The following is a 26,055-nucleotide window of genomic DNA, read 5'->3' as shown; positions in this document are numbered from 1 at the left end:
CTCATCGCCGTAGGGTGTCCGGTCGTGAGCTGGGTCGAGGTCCTGGGGTTCGTGAGCGGCGCCGCGTGCGTCTGGCTGGCGACCCGGCAGAACGTCTGGAACTTCCCCGTCGGCATCGCCAACAACCTGCTGTTCCTCTGGTTGTTCGCGCACGCGGGCCTCTACGCCAACGCGGGCCTGCAGGTGGTCTACCTCGCGCTCGCGGTGCTCGGCTGGGTCTGGTGGGTGCGCGGCGGCGCGGACCGTCGCGGGCTCGACGTCACCTCGACCCCGCGGTGGGTGTGGCCGGTGGGTGCGGCCGTCGTCGTCGTCGGCACCGTCGGGCTGACGGTGCTGCTGTCCGCCAGCGCGGGGTCCGCGGCACCGTTCTGGGACGCGCTCACCACGTCGTCGAGCCTCGTCGCGCAGGTCATGCTGGGGCGCAAGTGGCTGGGCAGCTGGGCCGTCTGGATCGGCACGGACGTCGTCCTCGTCGGCCTCTACGCCAGCCAGGGCCTGGTGCTGACCGCCGTGCTGTACGCCGGCTTCATCGGGCTGTGCCTGCTCGGGTGGCGCGACTGGCGCCAGGCGCTGGTGCGCGACGCCGAGCCCACGCCGGTGGCGGTCCCGGTATGAGCCACGGCCTGGTCATCGGCAAGTTCTACCCGCCGCACGCGGGCCACCTCGCGCTCGTGCGGGCCGCGCTCGCCCGCTGCGACCGCGTGACGGTGCTGGTCCTCGGCTCGTCGCAGGAGAGCCTCCCCGCCGAGCTCCGCGCACGGTGGCTGCGCGACGAGCTGCCCGGCGCGCACGTCGTCGCGGGCCTCGACGACGAGCCCGTCGACTACGCCAGCGAGACGGCCTGGCGGGCGCACACCGCGATCATCGAGGACCTGCTCGACGGCCCCGTCGACGCACTGTTCAGCTCCGACGACTACGGCGAGGAGCTCGCCCGCCGCCTCGGTGCGCGCTGGGTGCAGGTGGACCCGGCCCGGCGCGGGACCCCGGTCAGCGCGCGGGCCGTCCGCGCCGACCCCGCCGCGTACTGGTGGGCGCTGCCCGCGGCGGTGCGCGCGTGGTTCGTGCGCCGGGTCGTCGTGATCGGTGCCGAGTCGACGGGCACGACGACGCTCGCCGACGCGCTCACCGCGCACCTCGGGCTGCCGACGGTCGCGGAGTTCGGGCGCGAGTGGTCGCAGGTCCGGCCGGGCGGCTTCGACGCGCCGTGGCACACCGCGGAGTTCGACCTGATCGCCCGCGAGCAGGCGCGGACCGAGGACGCCGCCGCCGCGCGCACGCCCGTCCCGCTGCTGGTCTGCGACACCGACGTGCTGGCGACCGCGGTCTGGCACGAGCGCTACGTCGGCCGGCCGTCGCCGTCGGTCACCGCCCTCGCCGCGGACCGCGTCCCCGACCTCTACCTGCTGACCGGGGACGAGATCCCCTTCGTGCAGGACGGCCTGCGCGACGGCGAGCACCTGCGGCACGCCATGCAGGACCGGTTCCGGGAGGTCCTGGCGGGGCAGGACGCGCCGTGGGTGGAGCTGCGAGGGACGCCCGCCGAGAGGCTCGCGGAGGCGCTGGCTCTGGTCGAGCCGCTCCGGGACCGGCCGCGGCGGCTGGCCGAGCCGATGGAGCAGCGCCACGAGGTGGTCCCCGACCTGGTCGCGGCGCTGTCTCTGCCAGACTCGGGCGCGTGACGACGCACCCCGCCGAGACGTTCGCGCAGGTCTCCGCCGCCCCGACCCGGGCGGGCACGGGAGCGTCGCGCGTCCGCCTGGAGCTCGACGCCGACCAGCTCTTCGCCGGCGCCGACGCACCGACCGGGACCACGGGCCCCGCCCTCGACGAGAAGCTGCGCCAGGCCTACTTCTGGATGGTCAACCACGGGATCATCAGCCCGCACTACGACGTCGAGTTCCACGACCCCGACCGTCCGCGGACCCGCTTCCGGCTCGGTGACTCCAAGGCCGAGGTGGACCTGCCCACCGACCAGTCGTACTCGTCGTTCGTCCTGCTCCCGCTGCTGACGTTCGCCGTGCGGGGCCGGTGCCTGCTCGTCGGCGGGCCGGGCCGCGGCAAGACGGCGAGCGCCGTGCTCATGGGGGTGCTCGCGGGCTACCCGGTGCGCGAGGTGCGACGCGCGATGCAGCACGGCCACCCGCAGCTCACGGTCCAGGACATGTTCGGCACACCGCTGCCCAGCGACCTGGTGGCCGCGAAGAGCCTCGCGGAGATCGACGTCGCCTGGCGGTCCTGGCTGGGGCGTCGCGTGAAGATCGTCGACGAGTACAACCGCATCCCGACGCGCACGCAGTCGGCGCTGCTGACGGTGCTCGCGGACGGCTACGTCGAGGTGTTCGACCAGGTGTACGAGACCGGTGCAGCGGCCTGGTACCTCACCGCGAACGACGACGCCGGCGGCGGGACGTTCCAGGTGGTCGACGCGCTGCGCGACCGCATCGACGTCGTCGTGAAGGCGCTGTCGTTCAACTCCCGCTTCGTCGGCGACCTCGTGGACCGTGCCGAGCGCCGGCTGCGACCCGAGGAGCACGTGCCGCCCGCGGTGGTATTCGACGCGGACGAGCACGACCGGCTGCACCGCGAGGTCGTGGCCGTGCCCGTGCCGCAGCACGTGCGGCGCCGGCTGGAGTACTTCGCGTCGCAGCTCGAGCTGGCGGAGCGCGGGGCGGTGCAGCTGGAGTACCGCACCAAGGACACCGTCCGGCTGGCGGGGGAGGACCCGCACCGGATCCTGGCCCAGGACACCGGCCGGGACCTGCGGGCCGACATCGGTGCGCAGACGCTCAACGGGCTGTCCGTGCGGGCCCTGCAGTCCCTGGTGCTCTACGCCAAGGCGATGGCGTACTTCCGGGGGCAGGCCGAGGTCGGGCTCGACGACCTGCGCGCCGTCCTGCCGTTCGTCCTGCACGACAAGCTCCAGCCGGACCTCGCGTCGCCGTCGTTCGAGGACCCGGCCCGCGAGGCGATGCGGATCGACCGCGTCTCCTGGCTGCGGGACCTGTTCGACAGCGCGTGCGTGCTCTACGACGCCGAGGGCCTCGACACCGACGACCCCGTCGGTGCGGTCCTGGCCGAGCTCCACGCGGGTCTGGACGGGCTGCCAGAGGACGAGGTGCGCCGCCGCCTCGCCCACATCGAGGGGATCCTCGCGGGCTGGCAGGACACCACCAAGCTGCACGGCAGCCTGTACGAGGACGCGCTCGCCCTGAAGTACGCCCACCAGCGGTACTCCGGCTACCTCGCGTGGCTGCGCTGGAGCGGCGCGTGACGGCGGTGCTCGACCGGGCGACGGCGTTCGGCCGCTTCGTGGCGCTGGACCGCGCGTTCGTCGACGACGCGCTCGCTGCGGCCGTCGCGCGCTGCGGCGACCCCGAGGTCGTGCGCGCGGCCGTCGTGGACGTCGCGGCCGTCGCCGACGGGCTCGCCGACGACGGCGACCTCGACCCGCAGGTCGGGCGCGCGCTGCTGACGGCGGTGACCGACCTCGCCGCGCGCGGCAGGTGGCGGTCCGGCACGGCCGAGCGCGCGGCGGTGCTCGAGCTCGTGCCCCGGACGGCCACGCTCGTCCGGGCGCGGCCCGACGTGGTCCTGCCGCTGCTCGTGGCGTCCGCGCGCACGGTCGAGCGCAGTGCCGACCGTGCGCTCCTCGCCGACCTGCTCGCTGCGGCCCCCGCCGCGCAGGACGTCGACGCGCTGCGGGCGACGATCCTCGTCGCGACGTGGCGCGCCGGCGCCGTCCGCTTCCGCTCTGCTGCGCTCACGGCCGCCGCCGGGCTCCCGGCACCGCTGGCTGTCGCCGCCCTCGGACTGGCTCCCGGCACCGACCCGGGACCCGTGCTCGCCGCGCACACCGCGGACCGGTGGTGGTGGCCGGGGCGGGCGCAGGCCGCCGGGGTGCTGCGCCGGGTCGGCGGCTTCCGGGGGTTCGGCGGACCGTGGCTCGCGACACCGCGCGTCTCGTCCGGTGCGACCGGAGCCGGCCCGGTGTGCCACGTCCGGGCCGACGACGAGTGCTGGGCCGTGCTCGCGGACGTCCACGGGAGCGCGGTCGTGCGGCTCGACGCGGCCGACGTGCACCACCGTGCTCCCGCACCGCCGCACCTGCCCGTCCCGTGGGACGACGAGGTCACCGGGTGGTCCGCCGCCGGTGGCGACCCGCGCGTCGTCGTCGTGAGCAGGCGGCACTCGTACTGGGTCGACGTCGTCAGGCTCGCCTCGTGACGTCCCTCGCCGAGCTGCAGGAGCGCTGGCGCGCGACCTGGCCCACCGCGCTCGCCACCTGGGGCCGCACGTCGCGCCTGCACGCCCCGGTGCTGCACACCGATCCCTGCGGCATGCCGTCGTGGGCGTGGTACTCGCTCGACGACGTCGAGGTCCACGTCGACCTGACCGTGGTGCGGGAACGGCACGTCGAGGACCACGCGCTCGCGGTCCTCGCCCACGAGATCGGCCACCACCTGCTGGCGCCGGTGGACCTGGCGTCGCACGTGCGCATCGCCGCGCGCGTCCAGATCGGGCTCGTCGACCTCGACCACCTGGTCGGGCTCGTCTCCAACCTGTGGTGCGACCTGTTGATCAACGACCGGCTGCAGCGCCAGCTCGGGGTGGACCGGGCGGCGCTGTCCGCGGCGGTCGGTCCGCCCGACCCGGACGACGTGCTCATGCTCCTGGTGCTGCGCACGAACGAGATCCTCTGGGGTCTGTCGCGCGGCACGCTGGTCGGCGAGAGCCTCACCCCGGACGACCAGGCCCTGCTGTGCGCCCGGCTGGTGCGCGCCTACGCCCGCGACCCCGTGGGCGGCGCCGCGGGCTTCGCGACGCTGGTGCGGTCCACGATCCCCGTCGAGCAGCTGCGGGCACAGCGCCCGAGGGATGTCGTCGCGTGCGGTGGTCCCGCGGGCGGCGACGGGTCGGTGCCGTTCGGCGTCGCCACGGACCCGACCCTGGGTGCACCCGCGATCCACCCGTCCCGGGACCCGCGGGTCGTCGGCGCCGGGCTCGTCGAGGAGACCACCCCGGACCCGGCTCCGGGAGTGGCCACCGGGAACGCCCTGATGCCGGGGGCGCTGCACGCCGTGCTCCAGGCGCTGGGCTCCGCGACGACCGCGGAGGAGGTCGCCGTCGCCTGGTACCGGGAGAACGCGGCCCGTCATCTGGTGCCGTTCCCGAGCCGCCCGCGGCCCCGGCGGTCCGACGAGCTGCTCGCCGGGCTCGAGCCGTGGGAGGTCGGCGACGACCTGTCCACCGTCGACTGGACCGGCACCATGACGGCGTCGCCGGTGGTGGTGCCCGGGATGACGACCGTGCGCCGGGCGTACCTGGACGACCCCGAGGAGTCCGTCGAGGTCCGTCCGGTCGACCTCGACCTCTACCTCGACTCGTCCGGGTCGATGCCCGACCCGCGCAGGACGCGCGCCCCCATCGCGCTGGCCGGGGCGATCCTCGCCCTCTCGGCGCTGCGCGCCGGCGCACGGGTGCAGGCCACGACATGGAGCGGCCCCGGCGAGGTGGCAGGGACGGGTGGCTTCACGCGCGACGCCGACGCGGTGCTGCGGGCCGTCGTCGCGTACTTCGGCGGGTCCACGGCCTTCCCGCTCGACCTGCTGCGCCGGACCCACCTCGGCGACCCCGCGACGGGTGCCGAGCCCACGCGGCGCGGCCCGACGCACATCGCCGTCATCTCCGACGACGGGATCTCCACGATGTTCCAGCAGTACGGGCAGCCGGCCGACCCGACGGCGGGCGAGGCCCTGCGCGCGGCGGACGGTGGCGGCACGCTGGCGCTGCAGGTCGCCGCCGAGTCGGCCGAGCGCTTCGCGGACATGGCGGACGGCTACGCCGTGCACAGCGTGGTCACCGAGGACGACCTGATGACGTTCGTGCGCCGCATGGCCGTGAGCACGTGGGGAGGTGACCGTGGCACGTCGACCCGATGACCTGGAGCGGGTGCGTGGCGGTGAGCCCGACGGGCCGGCGCTGGCCACCCTCGTGCACCGTCTGACGCTCGCCCCGCCGGACCTGTTCGAGCCCTCCGTGAGCGCGTCGGCGCTGGTCGCGGACGTGGCGGTGACGCTCGACGGCGCCGTGCTCGACCGGCGGGCGCTGCGGGCGCTCGACGCGGACCTGAAGGGTCCGACGGACCAGGCGTCGCGCCGGGCGCTCGTCGGCCTCGTGTGCTGGCTCGTCGTCGACCCCGCCGTGCACGGCGCGCCCGGGGTGCGTGCTGCCACGGAGGGCGGCGGCGGACCGACCGCGTGGTTCCTGCGCATCGTCGAGGGCGTGCAGGCCGTCCTGGCCGGGCAGCGACCCGACCGCGAGTGGGTGCAGGCCGACGACGCGCGCGAGGAGCTGGCCCGGGCGGTCTGCCGGCTCGGCGGGGTGCTTCCCGCGGGCGAGCGCGCCGAGACCGCGGACGACCGCTGGCTCGCGGTGAGCTCGGCGTACCAGCGCAAGATCACGCAGTCGATGGCCGTCGAGGTCGCACGCGCGGAGGAGCTCGCCCGGGCCCTCGCCGAGGAGAGGGCGAAGGAGGCGGCGGCGCAGTATGCCAACTACTGACGATACGGTCCGGGGCATCCCGGACCCGGCGCTCGGCGAGTACGCGGCCATGGGCTCGGTCGCCCTGACGGACGAGGAGCGGTGGCCGACGCTCGACGCCGACGGGCTCGCCCGCGTCGACGCGTGGCGTGGTCGCCCCGACGCTCCCGACTGGGTGCACGCGACGGGAGACCGTCTCGACGCGGCCGACCTGGTGGTGCTCGAGCAGACGCGTGCACGGCTGGCGCAGGGGCCCGTCGAGCCCACCTGGATCGCCGAGCTGGTCGCCCGCGTCCACACGACCGTGCCGCGCTGGCGCCGTGCCGCGCGCGAGGGGCGCAGCGGCCCGTCGACCCCCCTGCACGACCTGCCGACGACGAGCCGCGCGGACCTCGCGGACGCGGCCGCGCACGTGCCGGTCGACGTGCCCCTGGACCGGGTGCTGGAGGGCAGCAGCTCGGGTCACACCGGCGCGGCGCTGAACGTGCCGCTGCACCCGGTCTCGGTCGCCGCGGACCTGGTCCTGCTCCAGCACCTGGTGGCCGCGGCAGGCGGCGACTGGCGCCCCGACCCGGACCGCCTCGGCCTGGTGAACCTGGTGGACCAGCGGGCGTCGTTCACGTACGTGTCTGCGATGACGGCGTTCGGTCGTGCGGAAGGGGTGCTCGCCCCGGTGATGGCACGCGTGAACCTGGACCCGTCGGTGTGGCGGGCGGACGGTGACCGGGAGCGGTACCTGTCGGCGGCCGACCCGCAGGTGATCAGCACGTCGACGCTCCCGCTCCTGCGGCTGCTCGACCTGGCGCGCGACGGTCTCGACCTGCACCCCGTCGCCGTGGTCAACGGTGCGACGGACCTGCCGCCCGCGGTGCGCGACGCGGTGGTCGCGACGTGGGGCTGTCCCGTGGTCGACCTCTACGGGCTGCGCGAGACGGGACCTCTGGCGGCGTCGACCGACGGGGACGGACACGTCGTCGTGCCGCGCCGGGTGTGGGTCGAGATCCTCGACGAGCAGGGCGGGCCGGTGCCGGACGGCGAGCGCGGCGAGGTCGTCGTGACCGTCGACGAGAACCCGTACCTGCCGCTGCTGCGCTACCGCACAGGGGACACGGCCGCACTCGTCCGGGACCACCGCGGCACCGTGCTCGTGGGCCTGCAGGGCCGGGCGCCGGTCCGTTACCTCGCGGCCGACGGGTCGTGGCACTCGTCGATCGACGCGACCCAGCTCCTCCAGGCGTACGGCCTGGCCGGGTGGGAGCTCGTCCAGGCCGCCGACGGCACGGTCCGGCTGACCGCGCTGCCGCTCGTGGGCGTGGCGGTCGACCCGGCGGCAGCGGGCGAGGCGATCGGCCGCTGGCTGGATCGTCCCGTCCGCGTCGACGTCGTCACCGACCCGTCGGCCCTCGGCCCGGGCAAGCCGCGCCGCTTCCGCTCCGACGCGGCTGTCGCAGGCCCGGACCCGGCCGTCGCACGCGCCGACCCGGTGGTCGACGGACCCGACGCTTCTCGCACGCAGGAGGACAGATGACGGACGCGCCGCGCGTGCGGGTCAACCAGGTCGGCTACCTGCCCGACGGGCCCAAGGCGGCCACGCTGGTGACCGACGCGACCGCTCCGGTGCCGTGGCGGCTCCGGCGCGACGGGACCGTCGTGGCGCAGGGCGAGTCGCAGCCGCGCGGTCACGACGCGTCGGCAGGCCTCGACGTCCACGTCATCGCCTTCGACGAGGTGCGCGAGGTCGGCATCGTCGAGCTGGAGGCCGACGGGGCGACGTCGGACCCGTTCGCGATCGCGCCGGACCTCTACGACGACCTGCGCGTCGACTCCCTCGTCGTGTTCTACGGCCAGCGCAGCGGCATCGCGATCGACGAGGCCCTGCTGGGACCCGGCTACGGACGCGCCGCCGGTCACGTCGACGTCGCCCCCAACCGCGGCGACGGCGCCGTCCCGTGCCTCCCGGCGGGCCACGCGACGACGGCGGACGGTGTCGACCTGTACGACGGCTGGACCGGCGGCTACACCCTCGACGTGACGGGCGGCTGGTACGACGCGGGCGACCAGGGCAAGTACGTCGTCAACGGCGGCATCGCCGTCGCGCAGCTGCTCGGCCTGTACGAGCGCGCGCTGCGGACGGGCACGGCTGGCGCGCTCGGCGACGGCTCGCTGCGGGTGCCCGAGCGCGGCGACGGCGTCCCGGACGTCCTCGACGAGGTGCGCTGGGAGCTGGACTGGATGCTGCGCATGCGCGTCCCGGCGGGGGAGCGGTACGCGGGGCTGGTGCACCACAAGGTGTCCGACGAGCGGTGGGTGCCGCTGCCCATGCTGCCCGCCGACGACCCGCAGCCCCGCTACCTGCACCGTCCGTCGACGGCGGCGACGCTCAACCTGGCGGCCGTCGCTGCCCAGGGTGCCCGGCTGTTCGCGCCGCACGACGCGGAGTTCGCGGCGCTCCTGCGCACCGCGGCCCGCGACGCGCACGACGCGGCGCAGGAGCACCCTGTGCTGCTCGCGCCCGACACCAACGTTCTCGCGAACGCCGGGTCTGGCCCCTACGACGACGCCGACCTCGACGACGACTTCTTGTGGGCAGCCACCGAGCTGTACCTGACGACCGGTGAGAAGCGGTACGCCGACGACCTGCGGGCGAACCCCTACGCACCGGTGTTCCGGCCCGAAGGCTTCGACTGGAACCACGTCGCGGCGTGGTCGCGCCTGCAGCTGGCGACGGTCGCGAGCCCGCTGCGCGACACCGTCCGAGCCTCCGTCGTCGAGGCTGCCGACGCCCTCCGCGGCCAGCAGGCCACGCAGCCCTTCGGCCACCCGTACGTGCCGTCGTCCGGCCGGTACGACTGGGGCTCCAACGGCCTGCTCCTCAACAACCTCGCGGTCCTCGCGGCGGCGCACGAGATCACCGGCGACAGGGCGTACCGGGACGCCGTCCTCGGGGGTGTCGACTACCTGTTCGGCCGCAACGCCCTCGGCGTCTCCTATGTCACCGGGTACGGCACGCGCGACGTCCGCAACCAGCACAGCCGCTGGTACGCCCACCAGCTCGACCCGAGCCTTCCGCACCCGCCGCGCGGCACGGTCTCGGGCGGCCCGAACTCCGACTGCCCGGACCCCGTCTCGGCGGCGCTCGCGGGCAGCCCGGCGCAGCGCTGCTTCGTCGACGACATCGGCGCCTACGGCGTGAACGAGATGACGATCAACTGGAACTCGGCGCTCGCGTGGGTCGCGGCGTACCTGGCCGGAGTCGGAAAGAGCTAGACACCTGGGTATCCTGGGCGCACAGGCGTCGACCCGGCCATCACCGGTGAGCCTCCGGAAGAACGGGCCCCGTGAGGGGCCTCAGTAGAACCGGACGGGGCAGGCCCGTCACAGCCGCAGAGAGTGGTCGACGACCCCCCGGGGACGCCGGCAAGCGAGGTGGCACCGCGGTCGTCCCCGTCCGGGGGTGGTCGTCCTCGCGGCCGTGAGCGAGATCGACCAGGAGAACCGACGGTGACTGCCGCACCGCGCTACCCGCTGCACCGCCCCGCCTCGTCCGTGCCCGCGTCGCCGGACCTGCCCACCCTCGAGAAGGACGTCCTCGCCTTCTGGGCGGAGGACGGCACGTTCCAGGCGTCGATCGACGCGCGCGAGGCCGGCGAGAACGGCAGCAACGAGTACGTCTTCTACGACGGCCCCCCGTTCGCCAACGGCCTGCCGCACTACGGCCACCTGCTGACGGGGTACGCCAAGGACGTCGTGCCGCGCTACCAGACCATGCGCGGCCACCGCGTCGAGCGCCGGTTCGGCTGGGACACCCACGGGCTGCCTGCCGAGCTCGAGGCGCAGCGGCTGCTGGGCATCACGGACACCTCGCAGATCGAGGAGATGGGGCTCGCCGCGTTCAACCAGGCGTGCCGCGAGTCGGTGCTGCGGTACACGGGCGAGTGGCGCGAGTACGTCACGCGGCAGTCCCGCTGGGTCGACTTCGACCACGACTACAAGACGCTCGACGTCACGTTCATGGAGTCGGTCATCTGGGCGTTCAAGCGCCTCTACGACCAGGACATGGCGTACGAGGGCTACCGCGTGCTGCCGTACTGCTGGCGCGACGAGACGCCGCTGTCCAACCACGAGCTGCGGATGGACGACGACGTCTACCAGTCGCGCCAGGACCCGGCGCTGACCGTCGGCCTGCGGCTCGAAACCGGCGAGCTGGCCCTCATCTGGACGACGACCCCGTGGACCCTGCCGAGCAACCTGGCGATCGCGGTCGGGCCGGACGTCGACTACGTCACCGTGGAGCCCGGTCCGGGAAGCCTCTTGGAGGGCGAGCTCGTGGTCCTCGCGGCCGCACGCCTGGGCGCCTACGCCAAGGAGCTCGGCGAGGCCACGGTCGTGGCCACCGTCAAGGGCCGTGACCTCGCGGGCCGCCGCTACACGCCGCCGTTCGACTACTTCGCGGGCCGGGAGAACGCGCACCAGGTGCTGCTCGCCGACTTCGTGACCACGGAGGACGGCTCGGGGATCGTGCACCTGGCGCCCGCCTTCGGCGAGGACGACATGGTCGCGTGCGAGGCGGCGCGGATCGTGCCCGCGGTGCCTGTGGATTCGCAGGGCAAGTTCACCACCGAGGTGCCGGACTACGTCGGCCAGCTCGTGTTCGACGCCAACAAGCCGATCATCGCGGACCTCAAGGCCGGTACCGGCCCGCTGGCCCGCGTGGCGGAGGACCGCCGCAGCGTCGTGGTGCGCCACGAGACGTACGAGCACTCCTACCCGCACTGCTGGCGCTGCCGGAACCCGCTGATCTACAAGGCGGTGACCAGCTGGTTCGTGCGCGTGAGCGACTTCCGCGACCGCATGGTCGAGCTCAACCAGGACATCGCATGGACGCCGGAGCACATCAAGGACGGTCAGTTCGGCAAGTGGCTCTCGAACGCGCGCGACTGGTCGATCAGCCGCAACCGCTACTGGGGCACGCCGATCCCCGTGTGGGTGTCGGACGACCCGTCCTTCCCGCGCGTCGACGTGTACGGCTCCCTGGCGGAGCTGGAGGCGGACTTCGGCCGGGTGCCGACGAACGAGGCGGGCGAGCCGGACCTGCACCGGCCGTTCATCGACGAGCTGACGCGCCCGAACCCGGACGACCCGTCTGGCCAGAGCACGATGCGCCGCATCCCCGACGTCCTCGACGTGTGGTTCGACAGCGGCTCGATGCCGTTCGCGCAGGTGCACTACCCGTTCGAGAACGCGGACTGGTTCGAGCACCACTACCCGGGCGACTTCATCGTCGAGTACATCGGGCAGACCCGCGGCTGGTTCTACACGCTGCACGTGCTGGCCACGGCGCTGTTCGACCGCCCGTCGTTCCGCAACGTCCTGTGCCACGGCATCGTGCTGGGCGACGACGGCCGCAAGGCCAGCAAGTCGCTGCGGAACTTCCCGGACCCGGCCGAGATGTGGGACCTGTACGGGTCCGACGCGGTGCGCTGGTTCCTCATGTCGAGCTCGATCCTGCGCGGGGGCAACCTCATCGTCGGCGAGGACGGCATCCGCGACGGGGTGCGCCAGGTGCTGCTGCCGCTGTGGAGCACGTACTACTTCTTCGCGCTGTACGCCGGTGCCGCGGACGGTGGCAACGGGTACACCGCCAAGGCCGTCGACGCCACGCGCGTCGACACGCTCGCGCCGATGGACCGCTATGTCCTGGCGCGCACGCGGGAGCTGGTGGCGCGCAGCACGGAGCAGTTGGATGCGTACGACATCTCGGCCGCGTGCGAGACGGTGCGCGAGTACCTGGACGTCCTGACCAACTGGTACGTCCGCACCCAGCGGGACCGATTCTGGGCCGAGGACGCCGATGCGTTCGACACGCTGTGGACGAGCCTCGAGGTGCTCACGCGCGTCATGGCGCCGCTCGCGCCGCTGGTCACGGAGGAGGTCTGGCGCGGCCTGACGGGTGGGCGCAGCGTGCACCTGACCGACTGGCCGAGCGTCGGGCACGGTCGACCCGACGGCGGTCTGGTCGGCGAGTTCACCCTCGTCGCCGCGATGGACCAGGTCCGCTCCGTGGTCTCGACCGCGCTCGGCCTGCGCAAGGCCGCGGGCGTGCGCGTCCGGCAGCCCTTGCACACGCTCACCGTCGCGGTCGACGACGCGGACGCCCTGGTGCCGTACCGCGACCTGCTCGCGGCCGAGCTCAACGTCAAGCGCGTCGACCTGGTCGCGGCCGACGCCGGCACGGCCGATCGCTTCGGCATCACGCAGCGCCTCGCAGTCAACGCCCGCAAGGCGGGCCCGCGGCTGGGTCGTGGGGTGCAGGCCGTCATCAAGGCGGCGCGCGCCGAGGCCTGGCGCGTGGACGGGGACACGGTCGTGGTCACCACCGACGACGGCGACGTGGCGCTCGAGCCGAGCGAGTACGAGCTGACGACCGTCGTGGGCGGCGAGGGCGGTGCCGCCGCTGTCCTGCCGGGCGGAGGCTTCGTCGTGCTCGACCTGACGCTGGACGACGAGCTGCGCGCCGAGGGCTACGCCCGGGACGTCGTCCGCGTGGTCCAGGACGCCCGCAAGGCCGCCGGCCTGCAGGTGGGGGACCGGATCCTGCTCACGCTCGACGTGCCCACGGAGCACGTCGCCGCGGTCGAGCAGCACCGCGACACGATCGCGCGAGAGACGTTGGCGCTGTCGGTCGAGATCGAGACGGGGCCGACGTTGCAGGCCTCCGTCGAAGCCGTCGACGCCGGAGGGTACGAGGCATGAGCCCGCACGAGCACGGAGGTGCCGAGCACCTGCGCACGGAGGCCGAGAAGGAGGCCAGGGCGGCCGCCGACGAGGTGTACCGCGGGATCCTGGCGCGCGCCCCCGAGCACGAGATCGACCCGTCGTTCGACCGGACCCTCGCCGTCATGGAGCTGCTGGGCGACCCGCAGAAGGCGTACCGGGTGGTGCACGTGACGGGCACCAACGGCAAGACGTCGACGTCGCGCATGGTCGAGCGGCTGGTCCGCGAGCACGGCCTGCGCACGGGCCGGTTCACCAGCCCGCACCTGTCCCGTGTGAACGAGCGCATCGTCATCGACGGCGAGCCCATCAGCGACGAGCGCTTCGTCGAGGTGTGGCAGGACGTGGCGCCGTACGTGCACCTGGTCGACCAGCGCTCCGCGGCGGAGGGCAAGCCGCAGCTGTCGTTCTTCGAGGTGTTCACGGTGATGGCGTTCGCAGCCTTCGCGGACGCCCCGGTGGACGTCGCCGTGGTCGAGGTCGGCATGGGCGGCCTGTGGGACTCGACCAACGTCGCCGACGGCGAGGTCGCGATCATCACGCCGATCTCGATGGACCACGAGCGCTACCTCGGCGACACCCTGCTGGACATCGCGTCCGTCAAGGCGGGGATCATCAAGGACGGCGCGACGCTGGTCCTCGCCGCCCAGCAGGAGGACGTCGAGGGCGTGGTCCTGGCCGCCGCGGCGGAGAAGGGTGCGCGCGTCGTGCGCGAGGGCGTGGACATCGAGGTCGGCGAGCGGCAGGTGGCCGTCGGCGGCCAGCTCATCACGCTGCAGACGCTCGGCGGCACGTACACGGAGATCTTCCTGCCCCTGCACGGCGAGTTCCAGGCGCACAACGCCCTGCTCGCCCTCACGGCGACGGAGGCGCTCCTGACGGGAGGCCGGGCGCTCGACCCCGGGGTCGTCGAGGTCGCGTTCGCCGACGTCGACTCCCCGGGCCGGCTCGAGGTGGTGCGCTCCAGCCCGACGATCATCGTCGACGGCGCGCACAACCCCGCCGGCGTCGAGGCGCTCGTCGCCGCGGTCGAGGAGGCGTTCGAGTTCCACCGGCTCGTCGGCATCGTCGGCGTGATGGCGGACAAGGACCCCGAGGGCATCCTCTCGCTGCTCGAGCCGGTGCTGGCCGAGGTCGTGATCACCCGTGCGTCGAACACCCGCGCGCTCGAGGTCGAGGACCTGGCGGAGGTGGCCATCGACATCTTCGGCGAGGACCGCGTGCACGTCGCCGAGCGGCTGAACGACGCCCTCGACCTCGCGGTGGCCCGCGCGGAGAGCGAGGTCGAGCGCGGGTCCGGCGTCCTGGTCACCGGCTCGATCCTGCTCGTGGCGGAGGCGCGTCGGCTGCTGGGTCGCCCCTGAGTCCTGGTCACCCGTCCGGGTGAGTCCAGCCAGGTGGCGGTGGCTCCTGCACGAACGTGCAGCGACGGCGCACGTCCTCCCCTTGACGACCCCTCGCACCGCCACCACGGTGAGACCTGTCGGGACGTCGACGTCGCGACGGACGCGCGGGCCCCGCCGTGGGCGCCCGGTGGAAGGGATGGCCGCTGTGAAGAAGCTCATCAACGACCCGCAGACCGTCGTAGCCGAGTCGCTCGAGGGGTTCGCGGCTGCGCACGCCGACGTCGTGGCGGTGGACGCCGAGCACGCCGTCGTCACGCGGGCGGGGGGCGCGAGGGCCGGGAAGGTCGGCCTCGTGAGCGGCGGCGGCTCCGGGCACGAGCCTCTCCACGGCGGGTTCGTCGGCGTCGGCATGCTCGACGCGGCCGTGGCAGGGCCCGTGTTCACGTCACCGACGCCCGACCAGATCGTGCCCGCGTTCCAGGCCGCCGACGGGGGCGCCGGCGTGCTGGCCATCGTGAAGAACTACACCGGCGACGTGCTCAACTTCGAGATGGCCGCCGAGGTGGCCGACGACACCGAGGTCCGGACCGTCGTGGTCAACGACGACGTCGCCGTGGAGGACTCGCTGTACACCGCGGGGCGGCGCGGGGTGGCCGGCACGGTGGCCGTCGAGAAGATCGCGGGCGCGGCCGCGGAGCGCGGGGACGACCTGGACGCCGTCGTTGCGGTCGCCGAGAAGGTCATCGCGAACGTGCGCTCCATGGGCGTCGCGCTGACCGCCTGCACGGTCCCGCACGCGGGCAAGCCGAGCTTCGACCTGCCCGACGACGAGATCGAGATCGGCATCGGCATCCACGGCGAGCCGGGCCGTCGGCGCATCCCGCTGTCGAGCGCCGACGAGATCACGGAGATGCTGCTCACGCCGGTGGCCGACGACCTGGGACTGACCAGCGGCGAGAAGGTGCTGCTGTTCGTCAACGGCATGGGCGGCACGCCCGCCTCCGAGCTCTACGTGGTCTATCGTCGGGCCCGCGCGTTGCTGGAGGAGCGGGGGGTCGAGGTGACCCGGTCGCTCGTCGGCAACTACGTGACATCGCTGGAGATGCAGGGCGCGTCGGTCACGGTCCTCCGTCTGGACGACGAGCTGACCGCCCTGTGGGACGCCCCGGTGCACACGACCGCCCTGCGGTGGTGAGGCGCGCGGGTCGACCGAGACTGCTCGAGGGAGCGTGGGCATGACGCTGGACGTCGCGTGGGCGATCGACTGGGTGCGCCGGTCGGCACAGACCGTCACGGAGCACCGGGAGGAGCTCATCGAGCTGGACCGGCAGATCGGCGACGGCGACCACGGCGAGAACCTGTTCCGCGGCTTCACCGCCGTCGTCGCCAAGCTCGACGCGCTCCCCGCCGAGCCCGCGGACATCGGCGAGGTCCTCAAGCTCGTCGCGACGACGCTCATGTCGACCGTCGGCGGTGCCGCCGGCCCTCTCTACGGCACGGCCTACCTGCGTGCCGCCAAGGCCACGGGCGTCACGCAGCTCGACAGCCACGGCGTCGTCGCGCTGCTCGAGGCGGCGCTCGAGGGCATCGTCGCCCGCGGCAAGGCCACCACCGGCGAGAAGACGATGGTCGACGCCTGGACGCCCGCCACCGAGGCCGCCGTGTCGGCCGCCGACGGGGGAGCGTCGCCGGCGGAGGTGCTCGCCGCCGCGGCGGACGCCGCGCACGAGGGTGCCGAGGCCACCATCCCGCTGGTCGCGACGAAGGGCCGTGCGAGCTATCTGGGGGAGCGGTCCGCCGGGCACCTCGACCCGGGGGCGCGCTCGACGGAGCTGATCCTGCGGGCGGCTGCGCAGGCGGCCGCGTGACCCGCGAGCTCGCCCCGGTCGCGCTCGTCCTGGTGTCCCACTCGCGCGCGCTCGCGCAGGGGGCGGTCGAGCTGGCCGGCCAGATGGCACCGGGCGTGCTGCTGGTCGCGGCCGGGGGGATGGCGGACGGCGGGCTCGGCACCAGCTTCGAGACGGTCGAGCGGGCCCTGGTCGAGGCGACGCAGGACGGCCGTTCCGCGGTGGTCCTCACCGACCTGGGGTCGGCCGTCCTCACCACCGAGTCGGTGCTGGAGCTGCTGGACGAGGACGTCGCGGCGCGGGTGCGGCTCGCGGACGCCCCGTTCGTCGAGGGCGCGGTCGCGGCGGCCGTGACGGCGCACGGGGGGTCCGACCTGACAACGGTCCTGGCGTCCGCGGTGCACGCGGGCTCCACGTTCGGGGACGCGGCCGAGCCGCCGGCGCAGGCCGCCGGATCGCCCGACGACGGCGTGCTCCGGGCGGTGGCCGTGCTGCGCAACCCGCTCGGCCTGCACGCACGCCCCGCGGCGGTCGTCGCCCGGATGCTGGCGGCGTACGACGCCAAGGTGCGGGTCAACGGCGCCAACGCCGCGAGCGTGCTGGAGCTCATGAAGCTGGGTGCCAAGCAGGGCGTCGAGCTGCAGATCGAGACCGAGGGACCGCAGGCCGCGCAGGCCCGCGACGCGGTCGTCGCGGCGGTCGAGGGCGGCTTCGGCGAGGTCTGATCGTTGCTGTGAGCAATCGCACATGGACATGCGTCCAGTGCAAAGTTGCAGTGTGTGTAAAGTTGCACCTCGTGCAGAACACTCTGGTCGACGAGCCCGCGCTCGGGCTGCGTGAGCGCAAGAAGCGCGCCCGCCGCGAGGCGCTGATCGACGCGACCCACCGCCTGGTCGCCGAGCACGGGCTCGACGCCGTCACGGTCGAGGCCATCTGCGAGGAGGCCGGCGTCTCCGCGCGCACGTTCTTCAACTACTTCGAGACGAAGGACGACGCCGTGCTCGGCCACACCCCGTGGCCGCTCGACTCGGCGGCCACGGAGGAGTTCGCGACGGGGGGACCCACCGGTCACCTCCTCGCCGACCTCCAGGCCCTCGTCAGCGCGTTCCTCAGCGACCCGCCCATGGGCCGGCAGCGCCTCGCACGGGCCTTCGAGCTCGCCGCCAAGGAGCCCCGCCTGCTCGCCCGCCACCTCGCGTGGATGGAGCAGCACAAGGGGCAGCTGTCGGCACTCGTCGAACGGCGCCTGGGTGCGGACGCTCCCTACTCCTCCGAGATCGTCGGCGCGACCCTGCTCTTCCTGACGCACGCGACCTTCATGCGCTGGGACTCCGCCGGTGGCACCGGCACGGCCGACGAGCACCTCGCCGCCGTCGTCACCGACCTGCGCTCGATCCTGACCGACTGACCCCCCGCACCACCGCCCCCGTCCCACCCCCCCAGAACGAGGTCCCTCGCATGGCCACCGCAGCACCCCAGGCACCAGCGGTCGACAAGCCGCTGATCCACCTGACCCCCAAGACCGTCTGGCTCATCTTCGGTGCGCTCATGGCGGGCATGTTCATGTCCTCGCTCGACCAGTCGATCGTCGGCACCGCGATGCCCACCATCGTCGGCGAGCTCAACGGGGTCGAGCACCAGGGCTGGGTGGTGACCGCCTACATCCTGGCGATCGCGATCGTCATGCCGCTGTACGGCAAGTTCGGTGACCTCTTCGGGCGTCGCTGGCCGTTCCTGATCGCCATCGGGCTGTTCACGGTCGCCTCGGCCGGCGCCGGGTTCGCGCAGTCGTTCGGCGAGCTCGTGCTCTGGCGCGGCGTGCAGGGCCTCGGCGGCGGCGGTCTGATGATCCTGTCGCAGGCGATCATCGCGGACATCGTGCCCGCCAAGGACCGCGGCAAGTACATGGGCCCGATGGGTGCGCTGTTCGGCATCTCGGCCGTCATCGGCCCGCTGCTGGGTGGGTTCTTCACGCAGCACGCCGACTGGCGCTGGTGCTTCTGGCTGAACATCCCCATCGGTCTGGCGGCCTTCGCCATCGCGTGGTTCACGCTCAAGCTCCCGACGCACCGCTCCAGCAAGAAGATCGACGTCGCCGGCATCTTCTTCATGGTCGTCGCCACGTCCGGCCTCGTCCTGGCCACCAGCTGGAGCAGCTGGACGGGCAAGTCCGGCTACGACTGGACCGACCCGGCCCTGCTCGCCCTCGTGATCGGCACGGTCCTCTCGATCGCGGCGTTCATCATGGTCGAGCTGCGTGCCGAGGAGCCGCTCCTGCCGCTGCGCCTCTTCAAGAACCCGACGTTCACCATCGCCACCGCGATCGGCCTCATCCTCGGCATGGGCATGTTCGCCGCCCTGGCGTTCCTGCCGACGTTCCTGCAGATGTCGACCGGTGCGGGCGTCACCGAGTCCGGCTTCCTGCTGCTCCCGATGATGGTCGGTGTCATGATCACCGCGATCGGCTCGGGCATCGCGATCACCAAGACCGGGCGCTACAAGATCTTCCCCGTGGTCGGTCTCGCCATCACCACGGCCGGCGTCGCGTGGCTCACGCAGATCACCGGCGACATGTCGATGTGGCTCTTCGGCGCCATGATCTTCGTGCTCGGCGCGGGCATGGGTCTCGTCATGCAGACGATCGTCCTGGCCGTGCAGAACTCGGTCGACCCGCACGAGATCGGGACGGCCACCAGCACGAACAACTTCTTCCGCGAGATCGGCGCGGCCGTCGGCACGGCGCTGTTCAGCACCATGTTCACCACGAAGCTGGCGGAGAACCTGGCCGGGGTCTTCGCCGGTGCGCCCGCGGGCTCCGGGGGAGAGGCCTCGAGCCTGACGCCCGCCGCGGTCCAGGCCCTGCCCGAGCCGCTGAAGACCGGGGTCATCGACGCGTTCACCAACGCGCTGGCGCCGTCCTTCTGGTACCTCGTGCCCGTGGTCGCGGTCGGCTTCGTCCTGGCGCTCTTCCTGCGCGAGGTCAAGCTGTCCGACGTGGCCGGCATGGTCGCCCGTGGCGAGGCGCTCGCGGCCGACGGTTCCGGGATCGCCTCGGAGACCGTGGACGGGGCGATCGTCGTCGACGACCTCTCGGCCGGGACGTTTCCGACGCAGCGCGACAGCGCCTTGGACGACGTCGACGCGTCAGCCCGTCGATAACCGCCGGTTAACCTTTCACCCATGAGCTCCACCGTCCCGGACGACGGCCAGGCCGTACGTCGCAAGCGCCCCGCGAAGCCCCAGTTCACCCAGACGATCCTCGTCCTCGAGGCCGTCCTGGTGTTCTTCGCGACGCTCGTGGCGTACGGCCTGCGGCTCGCCGAGCCGGCTGCGATCTGGTGGGTCGGCGGCAGCCTGTCCGTCGTCCTGATCCTGCTGTCCGGGATGATGTCCCGCCCGGGCGGCTACGTGGCCGGGACGATCGTGCAGGTGCTCGTGCTGGGTGTGGGGTTCTTCGTCCCGATGATGTTCGTCGTGGGCGGGATCTTCGTCGTCCTGTGGGCCGTGGCGCTGCGTCTCGGGGGCAGGATCGACCGCGAGCGGGCGGAGTACGACGCTGCGAACCCGGGGGCGGTCGGGCCGTAGGACCCCGTTAGGGTGACGCCATGACTGACGCACCCGACGCCCCCACAGCACAGCGCACCCTCGTCCTGGTCAAGCCGGACGGTGTCCGTCGCGGTCTGTCGGGCGAGATCGTCCGCCGCATCGAGGCCAAGGGCTACACGCTCGTCGCGGTCGAGCTCCGCCAGGCGGACGAGGCCCTGCTCGCCGAGCACTACGCCGAGCACGCGGGCAAGCCATTCGTCACGCCGCTGATCGACTTCATGAGCTCCGGGCCAGTGCTCGCCGTCGTCGCCGAGGGCCACCGTGCCATCGAGGGCTTCCGCTCGCTGGCCGGTGCGACCGACCCCACCGTCGCCGCACCGGGCACCATCCGCGGCGACCTGGGCCGTGACTGGGGCCTGAAGGTCATCCAGAACCTCGTGCACGGCTCGGACTCCGAGGAGTCCGCGGCCCGTGAGATCGCCCTGTGGTTCCCCGCGCTCTGAGCCGGTGACCGAGCGCCCGGGCGGCCAGGTGACCGACGCCTGCGCCGCCCCGGGGCGCTGAGCCGCACCGCCGAGCGGGTGGACGTCCCCGGGGGTGCGTCGCGCGCGCCTTAGGCTTCGTGGGTGCACCTCAAGACCCTCACCCTGCGGGGGTTCAAGTCGTTCGCCTCGGCGACGACCCTGAACTTCGAGCCGGGCGTCACCTGCGTGGTCGGGCCCAACGGCTCGGGCAAGTCCAACGTCGTCGACGCCCTGGCCTGGGTGATGGGGGAGCAGGGCGCCAAGTCGCTGCGCGGCGGCAAGATGGAGGACGTCATCTTCGCCGGCACCGCCGGGCGCCCCCCGCTGGGCCGCGCCGAGGTGGCGCTCACCATCGACAACGCCGACGGCGCGCTGCCGATCGAGTACTCCGAGGTCACCATCTCGCGGACGCTGTTCCGCAACGGCGGGTCCGAGTACGCGATCAACGGGCAGGGCTGCCGGCTGCTCGACATCCAGGACCTGCTGTCCGACTCCGGCCTGGGCCGCGAGATGCACGTCATCGTCGGCCAGGGCCAGCTGGACGCGGTGCTGCGGGCGACGCCCGAGGAGCGCCGCGGGTTCATCGAGGAGGCCGCGGGCGTCCTCAAGCACCGCAAGCGCAAGGAGAAGGCCCTCCGCAAGCTCGAGGCGATGCAGGCCAACCTGACGCGCCTCGGGGACCTCACGGGGGAGATCCGGCGTCAGCTCGGTCCGCTCGGCCGGCAGGCGGAGGTCGCCCGCAAGGCCGCGGTCGTCCAGGCGGACCTGCGCGACTCCCGCGCCCGGCTGCTGGCCGACGACCTCGCGCAGCTCACCTCCACGCTCGAGCAGGAGATCGCCGACGAGAGCGCGCTGCGCGTCCGTCGCGAGGAGGTCGAGGGGGCACTGGCCGCCACCCGCGCCCGCCTGGCCACGCTCGAGCGTGAGGCGGCCGAGGCCGCGCCGGCCCTGAGCGAGGCCAGCGAGGTCTGGTACCGCCTCTCGTCCCTGCGCGAGCGGCTGCGCGGCACGGCGTCCCTGGCCGCCGACCGGGTCCGCCTGCTCGGCAGCGCCGGACCGGAGCGCACCGGCGGGTCGGACCCGGACGACCTGGCCGCCCAGGCCGAGCGCGTGCGCTCCGCGGAGGCCGAGCTGGCCAGCGAGGTCGAGCTGTCCCGCGCCGCCCTCGAGGCAGCCGTGACCGCGCGACAGGAGGCCGAGGCCGAGGCCACCGCGGCGGAGAAGGAGGTCGCCACCGCCCTGCGCGGCGCCGCCGACCGACGCGAGGGCGTCGCCCGGCTCGCGGGCCAGGTCGCCGCCCGCCGCAGCCGGGTCGAGGCCACGCAGGCCGAGCTCGGACGCCTGCGCGAGTCGCTGACCGCGGCCGAGCAGCGAGGCCAGGAGGCGACGACGCAGTTCGCCGTGCTGGAGTCGCAGGTCGCGGGCGTCGAGGAGGGCGAGGAAGGGCTGGACGCCGAGCACGAGGCAGCCGTCGAGGCCCTCGAGCGTGCGACCGAGCGGCTCACCGCCCTGCAGGAGCAGCTCAGCGCCGCCGAGCGCGAGCGCACCGCGCTGGAGTCCCGCGCCGAGACCCTCGAGCTCAGCCTGACGCGCAAGGACGGCGTCGGCGCGCTGCTCGCCGCGGACGGCCAGCCCGGTCTCGTCGGGTCCGTCGCGGCCCTGCTCGCCGTCGACCCGGAGAACGAGGAGGCGATCGTCGCCGCACTCGGTGCGGTGGCCGACGCCGTGGCGGTCGACTCCGTCGACGCGGCCGTCGACGCGATCCGCTACCTGCGCACCGAGGACGCCGGCCGTGCGACGCTGCTGGTCAGCGGCGCGTCCGGCCCGACTGCACCCGTCGCGGACGTCCCCGCCGGCGCCGCACGCGCCGTCGACCTCGTCCGCGCACCGGAGCACGTGCGCGCCGCCGTCGAGGCGCTGCTCGCCGACGTCGTCGTCGTCGACGACCTGGCGGCCGCGCGGGCGATCGTCGCCGCGCGTCCTGACCTCGTCGTGGCCACGCGCACGGGCGACGTGCTCTCCCGGCACCGCGCGTCGGGCGGCTCCGCGACGGCGCCGAGCGCCCTGCACCTGCAGTCGGCGCTCGACCAGGCGCGCTCGGGCGCGTCGAAGGCGACCGCGGACGCCGAGCGCGTCCGGTTCGAGCTCACGGGCGCCACGCAGGCGCTCACCGACGCGCGCGAGGCGCACGAGCGCACCCTGGACCGGCTCAACGAGTCCGACGCCGCTCTCGCCGCCGTCGCTGAGCAGCTGGGCCACCTCGGCTCGGCCGCCCGGGCGGCGAACGCCGAGGCCGCACGGCTGCAGCAGTCCCTGGAGGCGGCGTCCCGGACGCTGGAGGCGGACACCGCCGAGCTCACCGAGCTCGCCGAGCGGCTGGCTGCGGCCGAGGTGGAGCCCGCCGAGAGCGAGGCCGCGATCGTCGAGGGCAGCGCCCGTCGGGACCGGCTCGCCGAGCTCGCCACCGGTGCGCGTGCCCGCGAGACCGAGGCCCGCCTGACCCTGCGGACGGGCGAGGAACGGGCACGGGCCCTGTCCGGCCGCGCCGAGTCCCTCGAACGTGCCGCCCAGACCGAGCGGGTCGCCCGTGAGCGGGCCGCCGAGCGCGAGCGTGCCCGGTCACGCCAGGCCACCGTGGCCCAGGCCGTGCGCGACGGGGCCACCCGCGCGCTGGTCGTGCTCGACGAGTCGCTGCGCCGCGCGTCGGCCGAGCGCGACGCCGCCGAGATGGCCCGCGGCGAACGGGACCGTGCGGTCACCGCCGCCCGCGCCGAGGTCGACGTCCGCGCCGCCGAGCTGGCCCAGCTCACCGACGTCGCCCACCGCGACGAGGTCGCCCGCACCCAGCAGCGCCTGCGCATCGAAGCGCTCCAGGCCCGCGCCGTCGACGACCTCGGGCTCGACCCGGCGGTCCTGCTCGAGGAGTACGGCCCGCACCAGGACGTGCCCGTCATCCCGGTGCCCGGAGCGGAGATCGACCCGGAGGCACCGACAGCCGTCCCGTACGTGCGCGAGCAGCAGGAGAAGCGGCTGCGGGCCGCCGAGCGCGCACTGTCCCTGCTCGGGCGGGTCAACCCGCTCGCGCTCGAGGAGTTCGCCGCGCTCGAGGAGCGCCACCAGTTCCTCGTGGAGCAGCTGGCGGACCTCAAGAAGTCCCGGGCGGACCTCCTGGAGATCGTCAAGGAGATCGACGAGCGCGTCGAGCAGGTGTTCGCCGAGGCGTACCACGACACCGCCGCCGCGTTCGACGTCGTGTTCCCGCGGCTGTTCCCCGGCGGCGAGGGCCGGCTCGTCCTCACCGACCCCGACAACATGCTCACCACCGGCATCGACGTCGAGGCCCGACCGGCCGGCAAGAAGGTCAAGCGGCTCTCGCTGCTGTCGGGCGGCGAGCGCTCCCTGACGGCCGTCGCGCTGCTGGTGGCCATCTTCAAGGCGCGGCCCAGCCCGTTCTACGTCATGGACGAGGTCGAGGCAGCCCTCGACGACGCCAACCTCGGCCGGCTCCTCGAGATCTTCCGGGAGCTCCAGGAGGACTCCCAGCTCATCGTCGTCACGCACCAGAAGCGGACCATGGAGATCGCCGACGCCCTGTACGGGGTGACCATGCGCGGCGACGGCGTCACCACGGTCATCAGCCAGCGGATGCGCGAGGACATCGCGGTCTAACCACCCGAACCGACGTCGGCCTGTGGAGATTGTGTGCCGTTTGGCGCTCCCTGTGCGTCGCGCGACGACTGACCGCCGACGAGCACCGACACTGGTGCCATGGCTGTCCTCGTCGCGATCCTCCTTGCCGTCCTCGTCGCCGCAGCCGTCCTGATCGCCGCCAGCCTCAGCGCGGCGGCGAAGGACAAGCGCGAGTCACCGATCGCCACGTTCCGCAGCGGCTTGGCGGGCCGCACGAACCCCGACGCCGACCAGCGTGCGGCCGCCGCGGCGGCAGCCGTCGAGCCCGTCGACCTCTCGCTCGCGCAGTTCCTCCGGGAGACCGTCGACGAGGGCGAGGCGTACCTCCAGGTGGACGACCTGGCGGCGACGCTCCAGCGGGCCAAGGAGAAGGCGTCGGGCGTCCTGCCCGGCCACCGCGACCGCTGAGCGCGTGATCTGCACCACCCCGACGCGCCGGTTCGCGTCGTGAGGCTGCCGCCAGACACACTGTCCCGGTGACCAACGAGACGCTCGAGATCCTCCTGGCCGCCGGCATCCCGACGGCCATCGTCGTGGCGCTGACGACGCTGCTCGTCCGTCGTCGCCGCGGATCGGCCACCGACGAGGCCCCGCCGACGGTCGAGGCACCGACCCCGACGCCCGCGCCCGACGTCGAGACGACCCCCGCGGCGCCGGCGCCCCCGGTCGAGGAGCTCCCCGAGGCCACCGAGGCGCCGCCGGTCCTCGAGGTGCCCGCCCCGGTCGCCGGTCGGCTCGCCCGCCTGCGCGGCCGGTTGTCGCGGTCCGGCTCGCCCCTGGGCGCGCGGCTGCTCGCTGTCCTGTCCAAGGACCACCTCACCGAGGACGACTGGGACGAGCTCGAGGAGACCCTCCTGCTCGCCGACGTCGGCGCCGGTCCGACGGGGGAGCTCATCGACGCCCTGCGCACCCGCGTCCGGGTCGAGGGCCTCAAGGACCCCGCCCACGTCCGCGCGCTCCTGCGCGAGCAGCTGGTCGCGCTGGTCGACCCGACCCTGGACCGCAGCCTGCACACCGATCCCGGCACGGCCGCCGACGGGTCACGTGTCCCCGCGGTCGTCCTCGTGGTCGGCGTCAACGGGACCGGCAAGACGACCACCGTCGGCAAGCTCGCCCGCGTGCTCGTCGCCGAGGGCCGCACCGTCGTCCTCGGTGCCGCCGACACGTTCCGCGCCGCCGCCGCCGACCAGCTCCAGACCTGGGGCTCGCGCGTCGGCGTCCACACGGTCCGCTCGGACCGCGACGGCGCCGACCCGGCCGCGGTCGCGTTCGACGCCGTCCGCACCGGTCGCTCCGAGGGCATCGACGTCGTCCTCGTCGACACGGCCGGACGCCTGCAGAACAAGGCCGGTCTGATGGATGAGCTGGGCAAGATCACGCGCGTCATCACGCGCGAGGCTCCCTTGTCCGAGGTGCTCCTGGTCCTCGACGCGACCACCGGCCAGAACGGGCTCAACCAGGCGCGCGTGTTCAGCGAGGTCGCCGGGGTCACCGGCATCGTGCTCACCAAGCTCGACGGCACCGCCAAGGGCGGGATCGTCGTCGCGGTGCAGCGCGAGCTGGGCGTCCCGGTCAAGCTGGTCGGCCTCGGCGAGGGCCCGGACGACCTGGCCCCGTTCGACCCGGAGGCCTTCGTCGACGCTCTCCTGGAGGGCTGAACCGGAGTGCAGCGGAGGGTGGGGGTCGCGTCAGCGGCCCGCGCCCGTAGCGGAGTGCAGGTGCAGCCCGACCACGAGTTTCGGGGGCTGAACCGGAGTGCAGCGGAGGGTGGGAGTCGCGTCAGCGGCC

General features: G+C 73.7%; 20 protein-coding genes. All 20 read left to right on the top strand.

Annotated features, from left to right (window positions below; translation table 11 throughout):
- The first annotated feature begins 24 nt into the window (after positions 1 to 24).
- The 20 genes from pnuC (at position 25) to ftsY (ending at position 25,925) form a co-directional block, all read left to right on the top strand.
- Positions 25 to 615, top strand: a complete 591-nt coding sequence (gene pnuC / locus ACXJKF_RS04510) for a nicotinamide riboside transporter PnuC (protein ID WP_456786537.1) — start codon at positions 25 to 27, stop codon at positions 613 to 615.
- Positions 612 to 1,679 carry an AAA family ATPase gene (locus tag ACXJKF_RS04505; RefSeq protein WP_456786536.1) on the top strand — a complete coding sequence of 356 codons (1,068 nt, stop codon included), beginning with the start codon at positions 612 to 614 and terminating at the stop codon, positions 1,677 to 1,679. The genes pnuC and ACXJKF_RS04505 overlap by 4 nt, the downstream gene beginning before the upstream one ends.
- The gene (locus ACXJKF_RS04500) at positions 1,676 to 3,271 is read left to right on the top strand and encodes an ATPase (RefSeq protein WP_456786535.1); all 1,596 of its coding nucleotides are present in this window, start codon (positions 1,676 to 1,678) and stop codon (positions 3,269 to 3,271) included. The genes ACXJKF_RS04505 and ACXJKF_RS04500 overlap by 4 nt, the downstream gene beginning before the upstream one ends.
- On the top strand, positions 3,247 to 4,224 hold the full coding sequence (locus tag ACXJKF_RS04495; protein WP_456786534.1) for a hypothetical protein: 978 nt from the start codon (positions 3,247 to 3,249) through the stop codon (positions 4,222 to 4,224). Before ACXJKF_RS04500 ends, ACXJKF_RS04495 begins: the two co-directional genes overlap by 25 nt.
- On the top strand, positions 4,221 to 5,939 hold the full coding sequence (locus ACXJKF_RS04490; RefSeq protein ID WP_456786533.1) for a hypothetical protein: 1,719 nt from the start codon (positions 4,221 to 4,223) through the stop codon (positions 5,937 to 5,939). Before ACXJKF_RS04495 ends, ACXJKF_RS04490 begins: the two co-directional genes overlap by 4 nt.
- Complete coding sequence (locus ACXJKF_RS04485) at positions 5,920 to 6,561, top strand: hypothetical protein (protein ID WP_456786532.1); 642 nt, start codon at positions 5,920 to 5,922, stop codon at positions 6,559 to 6,561. Before ACXJKF_RS04490 ends, ACXJKF_RS04485 begins: the two co-directional genes overlap by 20 nt.
- Positions 6,548 to 8,068, top strand: coding sequence for an AMP-binding protein (locus tag ACXJKF_RS04480; RefSeq protein ID WP_456786531.1), 1,521 nt, complete (start codon positions 6,548 to 6,550; stop codon positions 8,066 to 8,068). Before ACXJKF_RS04485 ends, ACXJKF_RS04480 begins: the two co-directional genes overlap by 14 nt.
- Positions 8,065 to 9,807: a glycoside hydrolase family 9 protein gene (locus tag ACXJKF_RS04475; RefSeq protein WP_456786530.1), complete on the top strand. Its 1,743-nt coding sequence runs from the start codon at positions 8,065 to 8,067 to the stop codon at positions 9,805 to 9,807. Before ACXJKF_RS04480 ends, ACXJKF_RS04475 begins: the two co-directional genes overlap by 4 nt.
- A 234-nt stretch (positions 9,808 to 10,041) precedes the next feature.
- Positions 10,042 to 13,293, top strand: coding sequence for an isoleucine--tRNA ligase (ileS, locus tag ACXJKF_RS04470; protein ID WP_456786529.1), 3,252 nt, complete (start codon positions 10,042 to 10,044; stop codon positions 13,291 to 13,293).
- Positions 13,290 to 14,678 carry a bifunctional folylpolyglutamate synthase/dihydrofolate synthase gene (locus ACXJKF_RS04465; protein ID WP_456786528.1) on the top strand — a complete coding sequence of 463 codons (1,389 nt, stop codon included), beginning with the start codon at positions 13,290 to 13,292 and terminating at the stop codon, positions 14,676 to 14,678. Before ileS ends, ACXJKF_RS04465 begins: the two co-directional genes overlap by 4 nt.
- A gap of 187 nt (positions 14,679 to 14,865) precedes the next feature.
- On the top strand, positions 14,866 to 15,855 hold the full coding sequence (dhaK, locus tag ACXJKF_RS04460; protein WP_456786596.1) for a dihydroxyacetone kinase subunit DhaK: 990 nt from the start codon (positions 14,866 to 14,868) through the stop codon (positions 15,853 to 15,855).
- A 40-nt stretch (positions 15,856 to 15,895) separates the two neighbouring features.
- Positions 15,896 to 16,528, top strand: a complete 633-nt coding sequence (gene dhaL, locus ACXJKF_RS04455; RefSeq protein WP_456786527.1) for a dihydroxyacetone kinase subunit DhaL — start codon at positions 15,896 to 15,898, stop codon at positions 16,526 to 16,528.
- On the top strand, positions 16,525 to 17,232 hold the full coding sequence (dhaM, locus tag ACXJKF_RS04450) for a dihydroxyacetone kinase phosphoryl donor subunit DhaM (RefSeq protein ID WP_456786526.1): 708 nt from the start codon (positions 16,525 to 16,527) through the stop codon (positions 17,230 to 17,232). The genes dhaL and dhaM overlap by 4 nt, the downstream gene beginning before the upstream one ends.
- 71 nt (positions 17,233 to 17,303) lie before the next feature.
- Positions 17,304 to 17,915, top strand: a complete 612-nt coding sequence (locus ACXJKF_RS04445) for a TetR/AcrR family transcriptional regulator (RefSeq protein WP_456786525.1) — start codon at positions 17,304 to 17,306, stop codon at positions 17,913 to 17,915.
- Positions 17,916 to 17,965: 50 nt separating this feature from the next.
- Entirely contained in the window at positions 17,966 to 19,666 is a 1,701-nt protein-coding gene (locus ACXJKF_RS04440) for an MDR family MFS transporter (RefSeq protein ID WP_456786524.1), read from the top strand.
- A gap of 21 nt (positions 19,667 to 19,687) precedes the next feature.
- Positions 19,688 to 20,092 carry a DUF4233 domain-containing protein gene (locus ACXJKF_RS04435; RefSeq protein WP_456786523.1) on the top strand — a complete coding sequence of 135 codons (405 nt, stop codon included), beginning with the start codon at positions 19,688 to 19,690 and terminating at the stop codon, positions 20,090 to 20,092.
- Between the two features lie 20 nt (positions 20,093 to 20,112).
- Positions 20,113 to 20,556 (top strand): nucleoside-diphosphate kinase, encoded by a 444-nt coding sequence (gene ndk / locus ACXJKF_RS04430; RefSeq protein ID WP_456786522.1) that lies wholly within the window; start codon positions 20,113 to 20,115, stop codon positions 20,554 to 20,556.
- A 123-nt stretch (positions 20,557 to 20,679) separates the two neighbouring features.
- A complete protein-coding gene (smc, locus tag ACXJKF_RS04425; RefSeq protein WP_456786521.1) occupies positions 20,680 to 24,246 on the top strand; it encodes a chromosome segregation protein SMC in 3,567 nt (1,188 codons plus the stop codon).
- A 99-nt stretch (positions 24,247 to 24,345) separates the two neighbouring features.
- Positions 24,346 to 24,675: a hypothetical protein gene (locus ACXJKF_RS04420; RefSeq protein WP_456786520.1), complete on the top strand. Its 330-nt coding sequence runs from the start codon at positions 24,346 to 24,348 to the stop codon at positions 24,673 to 24,675.
- A gap of 68 nt (positions 24,676 to 24,743) precedes the next feature.
- Positions 24,744 to 25,925, top strand: a complete 1,182-nt coding sequence (gene ftsY / locus ACXJKF_RS04415; RefSeq protein ID WP_456786519.1) for a signal recognition particle-docking protein FtsY — start codon at positions 24,744 to 24,746, stop codon at positions 25,923 to 25,925.
- Positions 25,926 to 26,055 lie beyond the last annotated feature (130 nt).

The sequence above is a fragment of the Cellulomonas sp. P5_C5 genome (genome assembly GCF_054049655.1).
The sequence above is the reverse complement of the archived record's forward strand: the minus strand, read 5'-3'. Positions and strand labels throughout refer to the sequence as shown.